This window comes from Agrobacterium genomosp. 13 str. CFBP 6927, from assembly GCA_900012615.1.
In the GTDB taxonomy this organism is placed as follows: Bacteria; Pseudomonadota; Alphaproteobacteria; order Rhizobiales; family Rhizobiaceae; genus Agrobacterium.
The window spans coordinates 1,486,447-1,506,388 of the sequence record LT009756.1 but is presented as its reverse complement, the minus strand read 5'-3'; the positions used below and the strand labels follow the sequence as shown (position 1 = coordinate 1,506,388).

Annotated in this window: 21 protein-coding genes and 1 tRNA gene; 13 read left to right on the top strand and 9 right to left on the bottom strand. The window is 59.0% G+C overall.

From position 1 onward, the window contains the following. Nucleotides 1-133 precede the first annotated feature (133 nt). A complete protein-coding gene (locus AGR13A_RS07530; protein WP_080834522.1) occupies nt 134-1,321 on the top strand; it encodes a cystathionine beta-lyase in 1,188 nt (395 codons plus the stop codon). A 3-nt stretch (nt 1,322-1,324) separates the two neighbouring features. On the opposite strand, the gene AGR13A_RS07525 is transcribed toward AGR13A_RS07530, so the two are convergent. Continuing rightward, nucleotides 1,325-2,494, bottom strand: a complete 1,170-nt coding sequence (locus tag AGR13A_RS07525; RefSeq protein WP_080834521.1) for an FAD-dependent monooxygenase — start codon at nt 2,492-2,494, stop codon at nt 1,325-1,327. A 29-nt stretch (nt 2,495-2,523) separates the two neighbouring features. Continuing rightward, a complete protein-coding gene (locus AGR13A_RS07520) occupies nt 2,524-2,769 on the bottom strand; it encodes a zinc-finger domain-containing protein (RefSeq protein ID WP_080834520.1) in 246 nt (81 codons plus the stop codon). 170 nt (nt 2,770-2,939) lie between these two features. On the opposite strand from AGR13A_RS07520, the gene AGR13A_RS07515 reads away from it, so the two are divergent. From AGR13A_RS07515 to AGR13A_RS07505, 3 genes are all read left to right on the top strand, one after another. Continuing rightward, entirely contained in the window at nt 2,940-3,716 is a 777-nt protein-coding gene (locus AGR13A_RS07515) for an alpha/beta fold hydrolase (RefSeq protein WP_080836662.1), read from the top strand. 163 nt (nt 3,717-3,879) lie between these two features. Next, nucleotides 3,880-4,704: a serine O-acetyltransferase gene (gene cysE, locus AGR13A_RS07510; protein ID WP_035223331.1), complete on the top strand. Its 825-nt coding sequence runs from the start codon at nt 3,880-3,882 to the stop codon at nt 4,702-4,704. A gap of 119 nt (nt 4,705-4,823) precedes the next feature. Next, nucleotides 4,824-5,027, top strand: coding sequence for a DUF3126 family protein (locus AGR13A_RS07505; protein WP_080834518.1), 204 nt, complete (start codon nt 4,824-4,826; stop codon nt 5,025-5,027). 51 nt (nt 5,028-5,078) lie between these two features. On the opposite strand, the gene AGR13A_RS07500 is transcribed toward AGR13A_RS07505, so the two are convergent. Continuing rightward, nucleotides 5,079-6,473 carry a cytochrome P450 gene (locus tag AGR13A_RS07500; RefSeq protein ID WP_080834516.1) on the bottom strand — a complete coding sequence of 465 codons (1,395 nt, stop codon included), beginning with the start codon at nt 6,471-6,473 and terminating at the stop codon, nt 5,079-5,081. Between the two features lie 111 nt (nt 6,474-6,584). Here AGR13A_RS07500 and AGR13A_RS07495 point away from each other — a divergent pair, with 111 nt between their 5' ends. Then, entirely contained in the window at nt 6,585-7,241 is a 657-nt protein-coding gene (locus AGR13A_RS07495) for a TetR/AcrR family transcriptional regulator (protein WP_080834514.1), read from the top strand. Nucleotides 7,242-7,340: 99 nt separating this feature from the next. On the opposite strand, the gene fdhA is transcribed toward AGR13A_RS07495, so the two are convergent. Then, nucleotides 7,341-8,531 carry a formaldehyde dehydrogenase, glutathione-independent gene (gene fdhA, locus AGR13A_RS07490; protein WP_035223466.1) on the bottom strand — a complete coding sequence of 397 codons (1,191 nt, stop codon included), beginning with the start codon at nt 8,529-8,531 and terminating at the stop codon, nt 7,341-7,343. A 483-nt stretch (nt 8,532-9,014) separates the two neighbouring features. Between fdhA and AGR13A_RS07485 the strand changes: the two genes are divergently transcribed. After that, nucleotides 9,015-9,617 (top strand): serine O-acetyltransferase, encoded by a 603-nt coding sequence (locus tag AGR13A_RS07485; protein WP_139786029.1) that lies wholly within the window; start codon nt 9,015-9,017, stop codon nt 9,615-9,617. Nucleotides 9,618-9,649: 32 nt separating this feature from the next. On the opposite strand, the gene AGR13A_RS07480 is transcribed toward AGR13A_RS07485, so the two are convergent. After that, a complete protein-coding gene (locus AGR13A_RS07480) occupies nt 9,650-10,522 on the bottom strand; it encodes an ATP-binding protein (protein ID WP_035223336.1) in 873 nt (290 codons plus the stop codon). Between the two features lie 207 nt (nt 10,523-10,729). On the opposite strand from AGR13A_RS07480, the gene yajC reads away from it, so the two are divergent. The 5 genes from yajC to AGR13A_RS07455 all read left to right on the top strand — a co-directional run bounded on the left by yajC (nt 10,730) and on the right by AGR13A_RS07455 (nt 15,603). Next, a complete protein-coding gene (gene yajC / locus AGR13A_RS07475) occupies nt 10,730-11,077 on the top strand; it encodes a preprotein translocase subunit YajC (RefSeq protein ID WP_035223337.1) in 348 nt (115 codons plus the stop codon). Between the two features lie 81 nt (nt 11,078-11,158). After that, nucleotides 11,159-13,723 (top strand): protein translocase subunit SecDF, encoded by a 2,565-nt coding sequence (secDF, locus tag AGR13A_RS07470; protein WP_080836657.1) that lies wholly within the window; start codon nt 11,159-11,161, stop codon nt 13,721-13,723. After that, a complete protein-coding gene (locus AGR13A_RS07465) occupies nt 13,723-14,115 on the top strand; it encodes an Mth938-like domain-containing protein (RefSeq protein ID WP_080834513.1) in 393 nt (130 codons plus the stop codon). The genes secDF and AGR13A_RS07465 overlap by 1 nt, the downstream gene beginning before the upstream one ends. Nucleotides 14,116-14,138: 23 nt before the next feature. After that, nucleotides 14,139-14,984 carry a phytoene/squalene synthase family protein gene (locus AGR13A_RS07460; RefSeq protein ID WP_035223341.1) on the top strand — a complete coding sequence of 282 codons (846 nt, stop codon included), beginning with the start codon at nt 14,139-14,141 and terminating at the stop codon, nt 14,982-14,984. A gap of 160 nt (nt 14,985-15,144) precedes the next feature. Then, complete coding sequence (locus AGR13A_RS07455) at nt 15,145-15,603, top strand: hypothetical protein (protein WP_080834511.1); 459 nt, start codon at nt 15,145-15,147, stop codon at nt 15,601-15,603. A gap of 24 nt (nt 15,604-15,627) precedes the next feature. On the opposite strand, the gene AGR13A_RS07450 is transcribed toward AGR13A_RS07455, so the two are convergent. The 3 genes from AGR13A_RS07450 to lipB form a co-directional block, all read right to left on the bottom strand. Further along, entirely contained in the window at nt 15,628-16,563 is a 936-nt protein-coding gene (locus AGR13A_RS07450) for a DMT family transporter (protein WP_167377435.1), read from the bottom strand. Between the two features lie 72 nt (nt 16,564-16,635). After that, on the bottom strand, nt 16,636-17,703 hold the full coding sequence (locus AGR13A_RS07445) for an NAD(P)-dependent alcohol dehydrogenase (protein ID WP_080834509.1): 1,068 nt from the start codon (nt 17,701-17,703) through the stop codon (nt 16,636-16,638). A 66-nt stretch (nt 17,704-17,769) separates the two neighbouring features. Beyond that, nucleotides 17,770-18,501 (bottom strand): lipoyl(octanoyl) transferase LipB, encoded by a 732-nt coding sequence (gene lipB / locus AGR13A_RS07440; protein WP_139786028.1) that lies wholly within the window; start codon nt 18,499-18,501, stop codon nt 17,770-17,772. Between the two features lie 189 nt (nt 18,502-18,690). Between lipB and AGR13A_RS07435 the strand changes: the two genes are divergently transcribed. After that, nucleotides 18,691-18,775: transfer RNA gene (locus AGR13A_RS07435), tRNA-Leu, on the top strand. A gap of 186 nt (nt 18,776-18,961) precedes the next feature. Here AGR13A_RS07435 and AGR13A_RS07430 read toward each other — a convergent pair. Continuing rightward, on the bottom strand, nt 18,962-19,150 hold the full coding sequence (locus tag AGR13A_RS07430) for a hypothetical protein (RefSeq protein WP_080723139.1): 189 nt from the start codon (nt 19,148-19,150) through the stop codon (nt 18,962-18,964). Nucleotides 19,151-19,387: 237 nt separating this feature from the next. Between AGR13A_RS07430 and AGR13A_RS07425 the strand changes: the two genes are divergently transcribed. Further along, entirely contained in the window at nt 19,388-19,774 is a 387-nt protein-coding gene (locus AGR13A_RS07425; RefSeq protein ID WP_035223350.1) for a PAS domain-containing protein, read from the top strand. Nucleotides 19,775-19,942 lie beyond the last annotated feature (168 nt).

The window sequence follows — 19,942 nt, the reverse complement described above, 5'->3', positions numbered from 1 at the left end:
TTTTGTATACTTCTTGTATGCTGTATCGCGATGCATCAATCGACATGGCTGGCACTGTTTTACGGGACTTGACCTTGCCCTCCGCTCTTAGCATTGTCGCTCGCGTCAATATTCCTTCGAAAGCTGATCTGAAATGACCAAGACAAATGACCTGCGTTCCGCCGCAGGTATGAATACGCGCCTGGCCCACGGCGGTAACGATCCCGCGGACTGTTTCGGTTTCGTCAATCCTCCCATCGTACGCGGCTCGACCGTGCTTTTCCCCGACGCCGAGACGCTTTCGACTGAAAACCAGAAATATACCTATGGCACCCACGGAACGCCGACGACGGATGCGCTTTGCAATCTCGTCAATGAGCTTGAGGGTTCTTTCGGAACGATTCTCGTGCCGTCGGGGCTTGCAGCGATCACCGTGCCGTTCCTTGCCTATCTCGGTGCGGGCGATCATGCGCTGATCGTCGATTCGGTCTATTTTCCCACGCGCCGCTTCTGCAATACGATGCTGAAGAAGCTCGGCGTTGAGGTTGAGTATTACGATCCGTCGATCGGCGCCGGCATTGAAGCGCTCATTCGCCCGAATACGAAGCTTGTGCATCTGGAAGCACCGGGCTCAAACACGCTGGAGATTCAGGATGTCCGGCTGATCGCCGAGATTGCCCACAGGCATGATTGCGTTGTGACGATGGACAATACCTGGGCGACACCGCTTTATTTCAAGCCGCTCGATTTTGGCGTCGACGTTTCCATTCATGCCGCCACCAAATATCCCTCCGGGCATTCCGATGTGCTGATGGGGTTTGTCTCGGCCAATGAAAAGCACTGGAAGGCGCTTTATCAGGCGAATACCAATCTCGGCATCTGCGTCACCTCTGATGATGCCTACCAGATCCTGCGTGGCATGCGGACCATGGGCGTCAGGCTGGAACACCATCAGAAAAGTGCACTCAATATCGCTCAATGGCTGGAACGCCGCGACGATGTCGTGCGCGTTCTGCATCCGGCCTTGCCGAGCTTTGCCGGGCATGAGCTCTGGAAGCGCGATTTCAAGGGTGCGAGCGGCGTGTTCTCCTTCGTGCTGAAAGCTGAAGAGGGGAAATACAAGCAGACGGCGGCAGCATTTTTGAATGCGCTGACCTTCTTCGGGCTTGGCTATTCTTGGGGCGGATACGAATCGCTTGCCGTTTCGGTATCGCTTGTCGACAGGACCATCGCCAAAGGTCCGACGGAAGGGCCGGTCATCCGTCTGCAGATCGGGCTTGAGGATATTGTCGATCTCAAGAAGGATCTTGAGGCCGGGTTTGCGGCGGCGGCCGGGGTCTAAACCTCAGCCTTTGGCGCGGTAGCCGTAAAGCCAGTCGAAGTCCTTCAGGAAGGCTTCCGTGGGACGTGTCGAAAAAACGAAGTCCCGGGCAAGGCGAACCGGGCCTGTGGCGTGATAGGCGAAACGATTGAGAGAGGCCCGCTTGCGGGCCTTTTCTATGCGCGGAAGGCGCAAAGCTTCGAAGGCTGCAAGGGCCTGTGCCACGGGCAGGGGTGTTTTGGCCAACTGGCCTGCCAGTTCGAATGCATCCTCGATGGCCATGGCTGCCCCTTGTGCCGCAAAGGGCATCATCGCATGGGCGGCGTCGCCGATCAGCACCGTGTCGCGGCCATTGTGCCAGCGTCCGGGGCCGGCCTGGTAGAGTGGCCAGAAGGTTGGATTTTCCGACGATGACAGGAGCCGGACGATATCCGGGCTCCAGTCGCGAAATTGCACCAGCAGCATCGCCTTCTGCTGGCCGCTCGATTCGGCCCGCCATGTCGCGCCGGGATCGGCACCGAGCGCGATGGCGACGATGTTGAAGCCGCCGACTTCCTTCAGCGGATAGGCAACGATATGGCCGCCCGAACCGAGATAGGCGGTGACGGCGCTCTTGTTGATGGCGGAAGGCACATCTTTTGCAGCGACCGTGAAGCGCCAGGCGACATTGCCGGAAAAAGTGGCGACGGGAGAGGAGGGAACGGCAAAACGGGCCGCCGACCAGACGCCGTCCGCGCCGACGATCAGGTCGTGATCGCGGAACGTGGTTGCGGCAATCCCATCCAGCGTCGCATTTTCCATGCGTTTGCCGAGATGCAGGCGGCAGAGCGGATTGCGGGTCACCGCATCAAGAAGCGCGCGTTGCAGCGTCGAGCGGTGGAGGACGCCGTAGGGTGCGCCCCAGCGTGTGCGGGCCACTTCGGCCATTGGCAATGATAACAGCGTGGCAAGCGATTTTCCCGATGCCAACTCTACGCTGACAGGCTCGGTCCAGCGTGCCTCGATCTCCGGCATCACGCCGAGTTCCGCAAGGATGCGGGCGGCATTGGGCGACAGCTGCAGGCCGGCGCCGACTTCGGTGAGTTCACCGGCCTGTTCGATGATGTCGGAGCTGACGCCATGCCTGGCAAAAGAAAGGGCAGCGGTGAGACCGGCAATGCCGGCACCGACAATGGCTACGGATGTGATGGGCATGATGCGCCCCGATCAGGAAAGGGAAAAGGTCAGGCGGCCTTCACATGGAAGACGCAGCCCGGAGGATTGGTCTGTTCGGTCTTCAGCGACGGATTGTAGCGGTAAAGGGTAGAGCAGTAGGAACAGACCTTCTCGTTGTCGTCGCCCATATCGATAAAGATATGCGGATGATCGTAGGGCACCGAAGCGCCGGTGCACATGAATTCCTTGACGCCGATCTCGATTACGCTGTGTCCGCCATCGTTCTGGAAGTGGGGAATGGAATGCCCGGCCATGTTCGTCTCCAAATGCAATATCGTGGTTAAGCCGCAGATCGTCATCGAGCATGGGCTTATTGCTGCGGATATGTAGCCTCAAACGCATTGCATCTCCATAAAAATCGTCAGGAAAACATATTCACCATTGCGATTTCCTGCCATATGGTCCGGCAAAAAGGATGTCCTTGATGAATCTCAACACGCCGCAATTTTCCGATTTTTCCCATGACGGCCTTCGCCTTGCCTATTTCGACGAGGGTGATCCGGCGGGCGAGCCGGTTCTGTTGATTCATGGCTTTGCCTCCAGCGCGAACGTCAACTGGGTACATCCGGGCTGGCTGAAAACACTGGGGGATGCGGGCTACCGGGTGATTGCCATCGACAATCGCGGCCACGGCGCAAGCGACAAGCCGCATGATCCGGAAGCCTATTATCCGCCTGTCATGGCGGAAGACGCGGTGGCGCTGCTCAATCATCTCGGCATCGCGGAAACCCATGTGATGGGATATTCCATGGGTGCGCGCATTTCCGCCTTTCTGGCCATGGCCCATCCCGAGCGCGTCCGCTCGCTGGTTTTCGGCGGGCTCGGTATCGGCATGATCGAAGGCGTCGGCGACTGGGATCCGATTGCCGAGGCGCTGCTGGCCCCCTCGCTCGATGTCGTCACTCATGAGCGCGGCCGTATGTTCCGTGCCTTTGCCGACCAGACGAAAAGCGACCGGCTGGCGCTGGCCGCCTGTATCGAGACCTCGCGGGTTCTCGTCACGCGCGAACAGGCGGAAAAGATCGATGCGCCGACGCTGATTGCGGTTGGAACGAAGGATGACATTGCTGGATCCGGCGCAGAACTCGCGGCGATCATGCCGCATGCGCGGGCGATCGATATTCCCGGCCGCGACCATATGCTGGCCGTTGGCGACCGGGTGTTCAAGGCTGCGGTTCTGGAATTTTACCGCGCGCTTTGATCTGGATTATTTCGGCAATGTCCGGGGCGGCAAGAAACGCTTTTTCATGCTGCATGCAGAAAAACTGAAGCCTTGCCGTCTTTAAAGTCGTCATTCGAATCCCATTTCTAATGCACGTCTTTTTCTGTATAAAGAACGACCACTGCAAACGAGGAGACCATTCATGGTCGCACGTACCGAGGCCCGTCAGCCCGAACAGCTGGCGATCGTCGATCCGATCTGGGGCAGCCTGCTGCATGAAGCGCGTAGCGCCGCAGCTCAGGACCCGCTGCTTTCAGCCTTCCTTTATTCGACGATCCTCAATCACCGGTCTCTGGAAGAATGTGTGATCTATCGCATCTGCGAGCTTCTCGATCATCCCGACATGCAGGCCGTGCTTCTGCGCCAGACGTTTCAGGATATGCTGGATGACTGGCCGGAATGGGGAAGCGTGCTGCGCGTCGATATCCAGGCGGTTTACGACCGCGATCCGGCCTGCACACGCTTCATGGAGCCGCTGCTCTATTTCAAGGGCTTCCAGGCCATCCAGACGCATCGCCTTGCCCATTGGCTGCTTGCGAAGGGCCGCAGGGATTTCGCCTTTTACCTGCAAAGCCGCTCATCGAGCATCTTCCAGACGGATATCAATCCGGCTGCGCGCATTGGCAAGGGTATCTTCCTCGATCATGCTACGGGGCTGGTGGTCGGTGAAACGGCTGTCATCGGTGACAATGTTTCCATCCTGCACGGCGTGACGCTTGGCGGCACCGGCAAGGAGGGGGCGGACCGCCATCCGAAGATCGGCAATGGCGTGATGATCGGCGCAGGCGCAAAAATCCTCGGCAATATCGAGATCGGCAGCTGCTCGCGCATCGCCGCTGGTTCGGTGGTGCTGAAACCGGTCCCGCCGAAGACCACCGTGGCCGGCGTGCCGGCGCGCGTGGTAGGAGAAGCAGGGTGTTCGGAACCCTCGCGTCTGATGGACCAGGTTATCGGAGCCGATATCTGACAGGTCGTGAATATTGCGCTCCTCCGTGTGGAAGACACGGATGATGCGCCGCTTTCACTTTACTTTGGCCTTTGTCCCATGCCAAAAGCGGCCAACCCGAACCGCACAGGAGAATAGTGGTGAAAGCCGACGAAATCAAAAAACTCGAGGCCTATTTCAAGCGCACCTTCAATGAAAAGATGGTTGTGAAGGCGCGTCCGCGCAAGGACGATTCCGCCGAAGTGTATCTTGGCGAAGAGTTTCTCGGCGTCGTCTACATCGATGACGAAGACGGCGACCGCTCGTACAACTTCTCCATGGCGATCCTCGACGTCGATCTTTGATCGTCACCATCAGGTGATGTTCTTTATGGGGTAATAATCGCCCGCGGTGGTTCACACCGCGGGCGATTTGTTTTTGCGGTTCGTGACCCGCATCATCAGAGGGGCTTGCGGACGTAACGTCACCCTCATCAGCGGCTCCGCCGTGGCTGCGGATCTGTTTTCGAGATGGGCCTTCTGCAAAAGCACGGCGAGGATCGCGACGGCTTCCATCATCGCAAAAGCATTGCCGATACAGACGCGCGGGCCTGCGCCGAAAGGCATATAGGCGTAACGGTGACGCGCCCTGGTTTTTTCCGGATCGAAGCGGGAAGGATCGAAGCGTTCCGGTTGGTCCCATAGCGTCGTATGCCGGTGCACGGCATAGATCGGTACATAAAGAACGGTTCCGGCGGGAATATCATGGTCGCCGAGCCTGAAGTCCTGCAGCGCCGTGCGGGTGACAACCGGGGCAGGCGGGTAAAGCCGCATCGCCTCGGAAAACACCTGTCTGGTATAGGTCAGTTCAGCGATATGTCCTGCCTCGACTGGATTTCCACCGGTGACGGCCGCGATCTCCTCGACGACTTTCCGTTCCACGTCGCTGTTCTGCGACAGCAGGTGGAACGTCCATGCGAGACCGAGCGCGGTCGTTTCGTGACCGGCGGTGATAAAGGTCAGCAGATTGTCGATGATTTCCGTGTCGCTCATCATGCGTCCGGTCTCCGGGTCCTTTGCCTCGAGCAACATGGAGACCAGATCGTTCCGGTCGGCGGGGTTTTGCCGCCGGTCAGCGATCACCGTCGACAGGCTGGAGCGCAGATAGTCGACAGCGGCCCGGGCCTTGCGCCGGCCGGGATGGGGAAGCCATTCCGGTGCGCCCAGCATGGCGAGCGCAAAGGTCCAGCCGGTTGGTTTCAGATAGTCGGTGACGCTTTGTTCGACGCGCCCGATATCGATCCCATGGCCGCCGGACATCATGGTTTCGACAATGATGTCGAAGGTAGTCCGCATCATTTCATGGCCGATATCAATGTCACCGGAAGGGGATGTGTGCCAGCGCCTTTCGGTTCGTTCAGCCGCCTCGATCATCACGGGCAGCAGTTCCAGCAGCTTTTCATGCCGGAAGGCGGCGGCAACGGATTGCCTCTGCCATTTCCAGTGATCGCCATCCGCCGTCAGAAGGCCCTGTCCAAGTGCGGGGCCAAGCGCCCGGCGCACATCCTCACCCTTGCCGAGCAGATGGGCGTTTTTGACCAGAGCCTCATGGATAAGAACCGGATCGGCGAGGTGGACACGCATCGTGCCGCCAAGGCGCGTGAAGACCGCCGGTTCGCTGAAAATCTCCGGCGGCAATGCATTCAGCGGATTGCGGATGAGCGAGAGGGCCACACGTGCTGTGGCGAATCTGGAGACGGGTGCCGCAGCGGACGTATCCGGGGGCGGGTTGCGAAGGTCGGTTCCGGGCATGGACAGGTCCTTTATTCGCGTTGAACACTCAAATTTCCCTGTTAAGGTGTATACCTTATTTTAGTCATTTAAGGTGCATGCCTTAGGTTTCAATAGCGGAGTCCGATATCAATGAAGAAAAGCGAGGGGGGACGATCAACGGGGCGTCCTTCTCCTACACGGCAGAGAATTCTTGCTGCTGCTCTCGAGCTGTTTAACGAGCGGGGGCCCGATCATGTGACCACGGCTGAGATCGCAAGGGCGGTGAATATCAACGAGGGCAATCTTTATTACCATTTTCGCACCAAGGAGGCGCTGGTTCTGGCGCTGTTTGCCCTGTTCGAAGCCGATGCGCTGGCGATTGTCGCGAAGATTGACGGCGCGGACGAAGGTGCTGCGGCGACCTATACCGGGTTTTTGCGGCTCTGGTTTTCGCTGGTGTGGAATTACCGCTTCCTGTTTCGCGATCTTGTCGGGCTTGTTTCCTCTGCGCCTGCGCTGGTGGAGCCGGTGCGCACCATCAGCGCGGCCATGCGTTTTGCCGTCGATGATATTGTCGGACGAATGGAGAAAGCGGGACTTGCGGAGATTCCGGAAGGTGAGCGGGCTGCCGTTCTCACAAACCTATGGATCGTCTCGACCTATTGGGCGGCCTATCTTAACCTGCAGGAGGGCGTGACCGAATTCGGGCCGCTGCAACTGGAATGGGGGCTTCGGCAAGTGTCGAGCCTGTTCCGCCCCTATCTTTCCCCGGCTGCCACGGCCGAGCTGGAAGGGATGCTGCTGTAGTCTCTTGATTTCACCGTGTGGTGATACGGTAAAAAGCGCCCGCGGAAACATTTTTCGCGGGCGCTGTTCAATGATTGTAGGACGCGAGCTCTCGAAATGTCAGGCCGCTTTCAGCAGATCGCCATGCGGGTCGAGAACGAACTTGGTCGCCGCGCCCTGATCGAAGCTTTCATAACCCTGGACTGCATCGTCGAGCGCTATGATCTTGGCGTTGACGATGTCGGCAATGGGCAGGCGGTCATGCAGGATGGCCTGCATGAGCTGACGGTTATACTTCAGAACCGGCGTCTGGCCGGTGTGGAAGGATTGCGCCTTCGCCCAGCCCAGACCGAAGCGCAGGGACAGGCTGCCCTGTTTCGCTGCGGCATCGACCGCGCCGGGATCCTCGGTCACATAAAGACCGGGGATGCCGATCGAGCCCGCAGCGCGGGTGATTTCCATCATCTGGTTGAGAACGATGGCCGGCTGTTCACCGCCGGAATGGCCGCGTGCCTCGAAACCGACAGCGTCGATGGCGCTGTCCACCTCATTGGTGCCGACGATCTGCGCGATCATATCGCCCAGCCGGTCTCCCTTGGAGAGATCGACGGGTTCGAAACCGACCCTTGCGGCGTGCGCAAGGCGATCCTTGTTGAAATCGCCGATCATGACGACCGCGGCACCCAGAATGCGGGCAGAGGCGGCGGCGGCAAGACCGACCGGGCCGGCGCCTGCGACATAGACCGTGGAGCCGACGCCGACACCTGCCTTGACCGCACCGTGGAAGCCGGTCGGCAGAATGTCGGACAGCATGGTGAGGTCGCGGATCTTCGACATCGCCCTGTCACGGTCGGGAAATTTCAGAAGATTGAAGTCGGCATAGGGGATGGTGACATATCTTGCCTGTCCGCCGATCCAGCCGCCCATATCGACATAGCCGTAAGCGCCGCCGGCGCGCGACGGGTTCACCGTCAGGCAGACGCCGGTATCCTGCGACTTGCAGCAGCGGCAGCGGCCGCAGGCGACGTTGAAGGGCACGGAGACGATGTCGCCGATATCAAGCATTTCGACATCGACGCCTTTTTCAATGACTTCGCCGGTGATTTCGTGGCCGAGAACGAGACCCGGCATCGCCGTGGTGCGGCCGCGCACCATATGCTGGTCGGAACCGCAGATATTCGTGGAAATAACCTTGAGAATGACGCCGTGCTCGATGCGGCGGCCATCCGGCGCCTCCAGCTTCGGGTCGTCGATGTCGCGGACTTCGACCTGGCCCGGCTTCAGATAAACGACGCCTCTGTTCCTGCTCATATCCATCTCCTCCTTGGGTTTGAACATCAATACCGGCCCGCTCCTCCGCAGGCAGATATTGTCGAACTGCACGGGCGAACCGGTGGCGGTTCGCATGTGATCTTTCGGCGAAGGATGGACAGGGGAATAAATGGGACGTTTCGAGAAGACGCCGCCACCTCCTGATCTACCGCCGCCGCAGCCCCGGCATTTAGCCGGTTGTCCGGCTCCTCCTCGCGAAATTGACGGGATGGTGCCGGATGCCTGCAGCAAATCATGTGACGGGCGAGGTGACGTTCGGGAATACGACACCCTCTGTAGCCTTGACGACACTGGCCTTCACACCAGTTCAAACATTCTGGAAATGGCTCTTTTGCGGCGCAGCGGCGAAGGTTTGATACCGAAAACGCCGTCACGATTATCATCCTGCCGATACGGCATAGATACGCGGTTGCAAGTTACGCTCGAGACGATAAATTGCCTTCCATATTTAAGGATTTCATTGTGACCATTTTTAAAAAAGTCTGTTTTGCGGTATCGGCCCTGTCCGTTACGCCGCACCTGGTCCTGCTTTTCATGGCGAAACCGGGAAACCCGATCTTCAGAGACATCGAGGCGTGGAGCGAAAAGCTTCTCGGGACGTCATCGACGCGGCGCGGTGACCTCATGCTTGATGCGGTGAGATTGCTGACGGGCACCGCCGAGTTTCGCAACCTTTTTTATTATCGGTTGCCGAGGGCGCGTTTTTTCAAGTTCCTGGCGCGCCCGGAAAGCACGCTGCACATCCATACGCCCGATATCGGCCCCGGCCTGTTCATTCAGCATGGATTTGCAACGATCATATCGGCCGAGTCGATCGGCGCCAATTGCTGGATAAACCAGCAGGTCAGTATCGGTTATACCAGTTCGACGGGCGCGCCCAAAATTGGTGACAACGTTACGATAAATGCCGGCGCCAAGGTGCTTGGGGATATCGTCGTGGGTGACAATGCAAAAGTCGGGGCCAATGCGGTTGTCATCAAGAATGTTCCCGCCGACTGTACCGTCGTGGGCGTTCCCGCGCGAATTGTCAGACGCGCGGGACTGAGGGTGGACGAGGCGCTGTGAGGCCCGATTAATCCCTGCTGTTTGATCGCAGCCTATCTGTCGATCGATTTCCTCAGGCGCCCGGCGGCATCCTGGATATATTGCCAGGCGACACGGCCGGAGCGTCCGCCGCGCGTGGTCGCCCATTCCAGCGCCTCGTGATGCAGGGTTTCGCGATCGAGCCCCAGATCGAAATGCGTGGCATAGCTGTCGATCATCGTCAGATAGTCTTCCTGACCGCATTTGTGGAAACCGAGCCAGAGGCCGAAGCGATCCGAGAGCGAGACTTTCTCTTCCACCGCTTCCGAGGGGTTGATGGCCGTCGACTGCTCGTTTTCCATCATGTGGCGCGGCAGAAGGTGGCGGCGGTTGGAGGTCGCGTAAAACAGAACATTGTCCGGCCGTCCCTCGATGCCGCCGTCGAGCGCCGCCTTCAGGGATTTGTAGGCCGTGTCGTCGTGGTCGAAGGAGAGGTCGTCGCAGAAGACGATGACGCGTTCACCGGAAGCCTTCAAGATGTCGAGCAAGGCGGGCAGGGTGTGAATATCCTCGCGGTGCACCTCGACCAATTTCAGGGGAACGCCGCTTGCTGCGCGCACATCTTCGTGAACAGCCTTGACCAGCGAGGATTTGCCCATGCCGCGCGCGCCCCAGAGCAGCACGTTATTGGCGGGAAAACCATCGGCAAAACGCAGCGTGTTTTCGTGCAGGATGTCGCGCACATGGTCAACGCCGCGAATGAGCTTCAGCGCAATGCGGTTCGGACGCGCGACCGGCTGCAGGAAGGAGTTGACCGGCGACCAGACGAAACAATCGGCCGCATTCCAGTCGTTTATGGCGGGTGCCGGGCCGGCAAGCCGTTCCACGGCAATGTTCAGTCTCCGCAGTTCGGCAAGAAGCAGGGTGGCCGTCTCTTCTCGAATCATGGTGTTTCTTCCGCTTGTCTCGTGTTCAAAACGATGTTTTCGGCCCGGCCTAGCATGGCGTTTCCAGCCCATAAAGGTTAAGAGGTCCGGAATCGGTACGGCGGGCGGCCTGCATCTGTTGCAATCCCGGCGTTCCCCACTATATTCCGGCGGCTTGAAAGCTGGGGCGGCATAAGAGGTCGTGCCGTAATCGTTGAGGAGTTTTATATGTTCATTAGTCAAGCTTTTGCCCAGGACGCAGCGGGCGGCGCATCGGCCTTCGGGTCTGGCCTTGAAATGCTTTTCCTGTTTGCGCCGCTTATGGTGGTCTGGTACTTTTTCCTCATCCGTCCGCAGCGCGCGCAGATGAAGAAGCGTCAGGAGACGCTGACCAGCATTCGCCGTGGCGATCAGGTCGTTCTCGGCGGCGGCATCGTCGGCAAGGTGACCAAGGTCATCGACGACAATGAACTGGAAGTCGAAATCGCCGAAGGCGTGAAAATCCGTGCCGCTCGTGCTTACATTGCCGAAGTGCGCGTGAAGGGCGAAGTGGTCAAGACGGAAGCCGCTTCCTGATCCTGCCGGATAACCGGACGCCCGCTTCCGAATTTGACGGGTTGCGTCATCAGCGCAACCCCAACCCTGACCGAGATCGAAATGCTTCATTTTTCCCGTTGGAAAACAGTCTTCATCTGGCTGCTTGTGCTGGCAAGCGTCTTCATCGCATCTCCCAACCTGTTTTCGGACAAACAGCTGGAGAGCATGCCTGCCTGGTACAAGGACAACAAGGTAACGCTCGGTCTCGACCTTCAGGGCGGTTCGCACATCATGCTCAAGATCGAGCGTTCCGACATTGTCAAGGAACGGCTTGAAACGATCGTCGGCGATGTGCGCACGCAGCTTCGCGACGCCAACATCCGCTATTCCGGGCTCACGGGCAACGGCCAACAGATTCAGGTTCGCATCAGCGATCCCGCTCAATACGAAGCGGCCAAGACTGCGCTTCGCGACCTGACGCAGCCGGTGTCCGCCGGAACGCTGGTCGGCGGTTCCATCACCGAAGTGACGATGAGCGATGGCGGCGACAATCTGCTCAGGCTCAACCTGAGCGATGAAGGCATCGACTACCGCCTGTCGTCCGCCGTGTCGCAGTCCATCGAAGTCGTGCGCCGCCGCGTTGACGAAGTGGGCACCACCGAGCCGCTCATCCAGCGTCAGGGTTCCGACCGCATCATCGTGCAGGTGCCGGGCCTTCAGGACCCGCAGCGCCTGAAATCGCTTCTCAACCAGACGGCAAAGCTGTCCTTCCGCATGGTCGACACGACGATGCCGGTGCAGGAAGCGATGAACGGCCGCCCGCCGGCCACCTCTGAGGTTCTCTATTCGCAGGACGATCCGCCGGTTCCCTATCTGGTGGAACGCCGCGCACTTGTTTCTGGCGACAATCTCGTCGACGCACAGGCAAGCTTCAACCAGCAGACCAACGAACCCGTCGTCACCTTCCGCTTCGATAGCCGCGGCGCGCAGCGCTTCGCGCAGGCGACGCAGCAGAATGTCGGCAAGCCCTTCGCCATCGTGCTCGATAACCAGGTCATTTCCGCGCCTGTCATTCGCGAGCCGATCATCGGCGGTTCGGGACAAATCTCCGGTAACTTCTCGGTACAGGGCGCCAACGACCTTGCGGTCCTGCTGCGCGCCGGTGCGCTGCCGGCCACGCTGACCGTGGTTGAAGAACGCACCGTTGGCCCAAGCCTTGGTAACGACTCCATTACCGCCGGCCTGACGGCCAGCGCCATCGGTGCCGTTGGCGTCCTTATCTTCATGTTCGTCTTTTATGGCTTCTTCGGCCTGCTGGCGAATATCGCGCTTGTCGTCAACGTCGTCATGCTGCTCGCTGTTCTCAGCGTGATCGGATCGACACTGACCTTACCGGGTATTGCCGGTATCGTTTTGACCATCGGCATGGCGGTGGATTCGAACGTTCTGATCTATGAGCGAATACGCGAGGAGGTGAAGAGTGGCAAACCGCTGATCCAGTCACTGGATAACGGCTTCACCCGCGCCTTTGCGACGATTATCGACGCCAACCTGACGACGCTCATCGTCGCGAGTGTGCTGTTCTACATGGGCACCGGTCCGGTGAAGGGCTTCGCCGTCACGCTGGCCGTCGGTATCATCACCACCGTCTTCACGGCCTATACGCTGACGGCGTGGATGTTCGGCTACTGGGTTCGCCGCAGCCGTCCGAAACACCTGCCGAAGGGTGTCCGCACCGCCATGTTCGATGGCCGCGACATTCCCTTCATGCGTTATCGTCGCGTGGTCTTCATGATCACCGGCGCCATCATGCTCGCCTGTATCGGTGGTTTCGTTGCCAAGGGCCTGAACCTCGGCATCGATTTCCAGGGCGGTTCGGTCATCGAAGTGCGCGCCAAGCAGGGCGAGGCGGATCTTGCCGATATTCGCGATCGTCTGAACCAGCTCAACCTCGGTGAAATCCAGGCGCAGAACTTCGGTACGCCGCAGGATGTTCTCATTCGTATCCAGGCGCAGGACGGCGGCGAGAATGCCGAGCAGTCCGCCATCACCATGGTGCGTGGTGAGCTTGAGGACAAATATGACTTCCGCCGCGTGGAAGTCGTCGGTCCGGCCGTGTCGGGTGACCTTACCTATACGTCCACGATTGGCATCCTGCTCGCCATGACGGCGATCATGATCTACATCTGGGTGCGCTTCGAATGGCAGTTCGCGCTCGGTGCGGTCATCTCCATGGTGCACGACGTGGTCTTTACGATAGGCCTGTTCGTTTTCCTCGGGATAGAGTTCAACCTCACGAGTATCGCGGCGATCCTGACGATCATCGGTTATTCGCTGAACGATACCGTCGTTATCTACGACCGTATTCGCGAAAACCTCAGGCGTTATAAAAAGATGCCGCTGTCGATGATCATCGACGTGTCGCTGAACCAGACTCTGTCTCGTACGATCCTTACCGGTCTGACCGTGCTTCTGGCACTGCTCGCGCTCTACCTCTTCGGTGGCGAAGTCATCCGCTCCTTCACCTTCGCCATGCTGTTCGGTGTGGGTATCGGCGTGTTCTCGTCGCTCTACATCGCCGCTCCGGTGCTGATCGCCTTCAAGCTGCGTCCCGACAGCAAGGATGCGGAAGACGAGAAGGATGAAAAGCCCGGCAACGCCATCGGCGGCAAGCCTGCCGTCTGATGGCCGGCGGGATTGAAATACGCCCGGCCCATTTTCCCGACCGGGCGCCCATCGATGCCTATGGCAATGGCGGTTTCCGTTTTGCCGACATGTCGCATCGCGGCTCGCTTCTGCTCCTGCCTTCCGGCATCTACGGGTGGGAGCCCGTTGATGCGAAAGAACTGACGGTCGAACATTTCGAAAAGGTTCTGGCGGAAGCGCAGGATATAGAAGTGCTGCTGATCGGCACGGGTGACGGCATGCGGGTGCTGCCGAAAGAACTGCGCGCGGCCTTCAAGGAAGCGGGTATTTCCGTCGACCCGATGAGCACGGGTGCTGCCGTGCGCACCTATAATATCATGCTTTCGGAATCGCGCGCCGTGGCTGCGGCGCTGATTGCCGTCGAAGGCTGACAGGACGTTTCGCGCGGGGAACCATGGCACCCACAGAAAATCTCGACGTCTGCCTCGCGACGCTGCGCGACACCGATCGCGACCGCTATCTCGCCTGCCTTCTGTCGCCCGCCGAAAAGCGCAATGCCCTTGCCGCGCTATACGCCTTTAATGCCGAAATCGCCCGTATCCGCGATTCCGTTCGCGAGGCGCTGCCCGGCGAGGTGCGCATGCAATGGTGGCGCGATCTTCTGGACGGCAATGCACACGGTGACAGCCAATCCCACCCGGTGGCAGCAGCGCTTCTGGCGGCGATCGAACATTATCGTCTGCCGCGTCCGGTGCTGGCCAATATGATCGAGGCGCGTATCTTCGATCTTTATGACGACCTGTTCGAGGATCGCAATGCGCTTGAAGGTTATGCCGGAGAAACCGCATCCGCATTGATCCAGCTTGCAAGTCTCGTGCTTTCCGCTGAAGATGCCGCATCCAGCGCGGAAGCGGCAGGGCACGCGGGCGTGGCACAGGCCATGGCAGGCATTCTTCTCCTGATGCCGCTGCACCGGCGTCGCGGACAGGTCTATATTCCTGCCGACATGCTGGCGGCTGCGGGGCTCGACCGCGAGACGTTTCTCGAAGGCCAGGATAAACAGCGGATCGGCATCGCCATCGAGATTTTTGCGGCGCACGCTCTCGATCATATAGAAAAGGCGAGACGCGCGAAGATTTCGAAAACGGTCTTCGCGGCCTATCTCCCCGTGGCTTTGTCCGGCCCGGTTATCCTTGCCGCCAGAAAGGCCGGAACGGGCGTGTTCGAAGGCGAGTTGCAGCTGTCGCAGCTGCGCCGGCAATGGCTGCTGGCAAAGGCGTCCTTCCTCAAGCGGTTCTGATTTTCTATACAGCGTATCGCATGGCGAAACCGCTCCCCATTCTGCACCGATCCCCGTGAAGCCACACTTCACGCAAGCCTCGATCTATATGAACCGAAACCGGGTTCGCATCGTTTCGATTCGCGAATCGTGATGTTTCGGTGCTGAGGGAGCGTCCCGGGTGAGTATTGCGATCTGGATTATCGTTTTCGTGCTGCTTTCGGTCTTCGCTGTATATGCCTGGCGCATGACGCGGGCGACGGACGAGGATAACAGCCATGATGTGGGGCAGGCGATCATGGATTTCGCCAGGGCCTTTCCCAACGAGGCGATCAGAAGCCTGCATATGACGGTGGATGGTGTCGCGGCCTTTGTGCGCCTCCATGACAACAAGGCCGGCTTCATGCGCAATATGGGGTCGCATTATGTGTGCGTGATGATCGACCCAGAGCGGATAAGGGTCGAAAGTCTAGAAAGCGGCGACGGTTTTGTCGTTACCTTCTTCGATATGCCGAAATATAGCGGCTCCTATCGCTTCAAATCAGCTGGAGAGGCGGCCGAGGTCTCTCTCTGGCTGCTTGGCAGCCTCGTGGAGGCGCAGGATCATCACGACGAAGGTTCGTTGCCCTCGGGCAGCTGAGGCCTTGCCATTCATCGTCCCGTCTCATTGCCCGTCCAGCGGCAGATTGGTCTGTGTCTGTTTGCGTTCTCGCCAGATGATAAACAGGCCAGATGCGACGATGATGAGGATGCCCAGCCATTTCGACGGCGTCGGGAAGTCTGAGAACAGCGCATAACCGAGAACCGTCGCCGAGATGATCTCGAAATACTGGAACGGCGCCAGCAGAGAGAGGGGCGCCAGCCTGAAGGCCCTGACGATCAGGAGATGCATGTAGCCGGATATCGAACCCAGCAGGATGAGCAGGGTGAGGGCAAAGCCGGATTGCGGGAGCGAGACGGCGAAATCCTTGTCGCCGAATGCATTGCCGACCAGAAGGGCCGCCCCCATGAACACGGTGCCGGCAATGCCGGACATGGTCTGCATGACGAGCGGGCTGTCGGCATCGCCGATGGCGCGGTTCAGGAAGAGATAAAGCGTGTAGAGAAAGGCGCAGGCGACCGGCAGGAGCGACGTCCAGCCGAAGATCTCGAAACTCGGCTGAATAACGATGAGAGCGCCGCCAAACCCCACCACAATCGCCGTCCAGCGTTTCCAGCCGACTTTTTCACCGAGAAAGAGGGCCGACATCATCGTCAGCATGAAGGGCTCGACGAAATAGATCGCAAAGACATCGGCGAGCGGCATGTATTTGACTGCGGCGAAGAACATCAGGCTGGCCGAGGCATGCAGTACACCGCGCAGGCAGTTCATCCACGGCCGCCTGGCGCTGAACAGCGCTTTCGGTGAGACCACCAACAGCAGGGGCAGGGTGCACAGAAGCTGGAAAAAGAAGCGGTAGAAGGTGACCTGCGCCGGCGACATGCCGCCGCTGACCGCCATATATTTGGCGATCGCATCCATGACCGGCAGCACGAACATGCAGCCCGCCATGATGGTCATGCCCTTGGCGACATCGCTGAAACCGGTCTGGCTGGTCATGGTTCGGGCTGCGCTTTCGACCGGAAGGTCCAATGAGGAAGGGGACGCCCACAAGGCCGCCCCCTCTCAGGATCAGGCGGCTTTCTGGCGTGGCAGGCTCTTCATATCAATGACGAAGCGATAACGCACATCGCTTTTTATCATGCGTTCATAAGCGTCGTTGATCTGATCGATATCGATCATCTCGATTTCGGCGGCGATGCCTTTTTCGGCGCAGAAATCCAGCATTTCCTGGGTCTCGGGAATGCCGCCGATCATCGAACCGGCAAAGGTCTTGCGGCCGGGGATGAGGCTGAAGGCGTGGACGGAGAGCGGCTTTTCCGGAGCGCCCACCTGCACCAGCGCGCCATCGCGTTTCAGCAGCGCAAGATAGGCGTTGATGTCATGGTCGGCGGCAACCGCATCAATGATCAGATCGAGACTTGCAGCGGCACTCTTCATCTGCTCGGCATCACGGGAGACGATCACCTCATGGGCGCCGAGCTTTTTCGCGTCTTCCGCCTTGCCGGGCGACGTCGTGATCATCACCACTGTCGCGCCCATGGCATTGGCTATCTTGACGGCCATATGACCAAGGCCTCCGAGGCCGACGACGCCGACACGCTTGCCGGGTCCTGCGTTCCAGTGGCGCAGCGGTGAATAGGTGGTGATACCCGCGCAGAGCAGGGGGGCTGCGGCGGCCGGATCGAGCCCTTCGGGAATGTTGAGGACGTAACGGTCATCGACGACGACATGGGCAGAATAACCGCCAAGCGTATGAGCGCCACCGCCCATAGCCTTGTCGGGCGAATTATAGGTGCCGGTCATGCCGTTTTCGCAATATTGCTCCAGCCCCTCGGCGCAGCTTGCGCATTGCCGGCAGCTATCGACGATACAGCCGACACCGACCCGGTCACCCGCCTTGAATTTGGTGACCTGCGCGCCCACCCGGCCGACGCGGCCGATGATTTCGTGGCCGGGAACGCAGGGGTAGAGGGAGCCCGGCCATTCGCTGCGGGCCGTATGGATATCGGAGTGGCAGACGCCACAGAATTCGATCTCGATTTCGACATCGCGCGGGCCGGGATCGCGACGCTTGATGGTCGCGAGCTTCATCGGCGAAGAACCGTCATCGCAGGCATAGGCGGACGTTGTGAACATGGTCGTTCCTCCTCTTGTGGTGATCGATGCTGGAAACACCGGCCTGCGGCAAAGGTTGCAGTGGGATCAGCCGCCGGAGCCGGTTTCGGGCACTGCCTCGCCAAACACCTCCTCGAAGGCTTCGCGCAGCAGAACGTCGACATCGCCGATCATAACCGGCAATCCGAGATCGACAAGGCTGGTGACGCCATAGGCGCTGATGCCGCAGGGTACGATGCCGGAAAAATGCGAGAGGTCTGGATCGACATTGATCGACAGCCCGTGGAAGCTCACCCATTTGCGCAGCCTGATGCCAAGCGCGGCGATCTTGTCTTCAGCCATGCTGCCATCTGGCAGAAGAGGTTTCTCCGGCCGCCGGACCCAGACGCCAACACGATCTTCGCGCCGCTCGCCGCGCACATTCATCTTGTCGAGCGTGCGGATGATCACGTCTTCCAGCGCCGCCACATAGGCGCGTACATCCTGACGCCGGCGTTTCAGGTCCAGCATCACGTAAACGACCCGCTGTCCCGGCCCGTGATAGGTATATTCGCCGCCACGGCCCGTTGCGAAGACGGGAAAACGATCCGGCTCTATGAGGTCGGCGGCGTCGGCGCTGGTGCCGGCGGTGTAAAGTGGTGGATGCTCTAGAAGCCAGACGAGTTCATCCGCTTCGCCACTGGCGATAGCGGCGACTTCCCGCTCCATGTCCTCAATCGCCTGCTCATAGGGGACGAAACCTTCCGAGATTCGCCAGCGAACGGGCGGGGAACCGGCGGCGGGCAACATATTTGTCTCGATATCGGTGCGTGTGAGCATGAAAAAGTCCTTTCCACAGCCTTCTCGCAAAATGATGACAAGGCGGCAACCCCAGCATTTCCGGGCTTCCTGCATATAGGATGGTGCGGTGCGATTTTTAATTTCAAAAAACTGTCACGACGCTCTTGTGCACCGAAAATCCTTTTGCTACATGCACCCCCGTCGGCGCAAGTCGACGCCTACCACGATGCGGTCGTGGCGGAATTGGTAGACGCGCAGCGTTGAGGTCGCTGTGGGGCAACCCGTGGAAGTTCGAGTCTTCTCGACCGCACCAAAGAAACCCGCTTCGGCGGGTTTTTTCTTTTTTAGCCAATCGGTTGGCAGCACACTTCCCAGAACAAGAATTCCGTTGACGCCGACTATGCGTGCCGCATTTGTCTCTTTTATCCACAGGCGGCTATGAGAATTTGGGGCGGCAAATAATCGATTTGCCGCCGACCGGACGCGATGTTCTGACGGCCTAGCGTCGAATGATATTCGAGGCGGTGCCGTTGTCCTGATGGTTGCCGTCACCGACGCGATAAGGATCGCCATCCATGACCTGATCCATCCGCCATCCGCTTCCTCGATATGGACTTTCCCAGGTCTGGCACCCAGCAAGAAAAACGGTTGCCGACAGCAGTCCAAGGGTAAGGGCGGTTCGCAGCATATTAGCCTCCTTCGAAATTTTAGCGCAAAGCTATGTAGGTGCAGGCGAACGGCTTTACGATATCTTTTCAGAATTTATCGCCGCCTGGAGGCGGGCATCCGGTCACGGTCATCATCAAATTTCGGTGGATATCGATGCACGCTGTAGTAGGTGGGTGGTTACCCCCTACAAAAGCAAGGGGTGGAATATTAGAGGTCTGATGTTAGCTTTTGTCAGGAAAAATGTCTGGGGGTTTTCGTGCAAGGGGACAAAACGGATTCAGACAATGCACTCGGCTATTATATGTGGAGCATTTCCGACAACAGGCTGATCATGGACGCGGTTACAGCGGAATGCCATGGATTTTCCGAAACCGTAGCGTCACGCGGTGTGACGATCGAGGATGTTCTGGAAAGAATCGATGTCGAAATGCGCGATCAGGTGGCGCAGGCGATTTTCGACAGCATTACGACGGGTGTGTTCTTCGACCAGCGCTATAAGGTCAATCTGCCTGATGGTTCCGCCCGCTGGATCGTTGCGAAGGGCAGGGCAATCTTCGATGCGGAAAACACGCCGTTCCTCGGCATCGGCAGCGTTCGCGACATCACGCTTAAAAAAACCTATCAGTTCGAACCGCGCCAATGACGCAAAAAAAAGGCGGCTTTCGCCGCCTTTTTTTATGTGCGCTTTGCCGGGACATCAGAAGACGGCGAGATATTTCTAGAAGACGAATAATACCGATGATGAGTGACGGATGATCTGCGCGATCTGTTTGTCGCCACCGCCCACCGGGCGAGTCGTGCGATGAGCCAC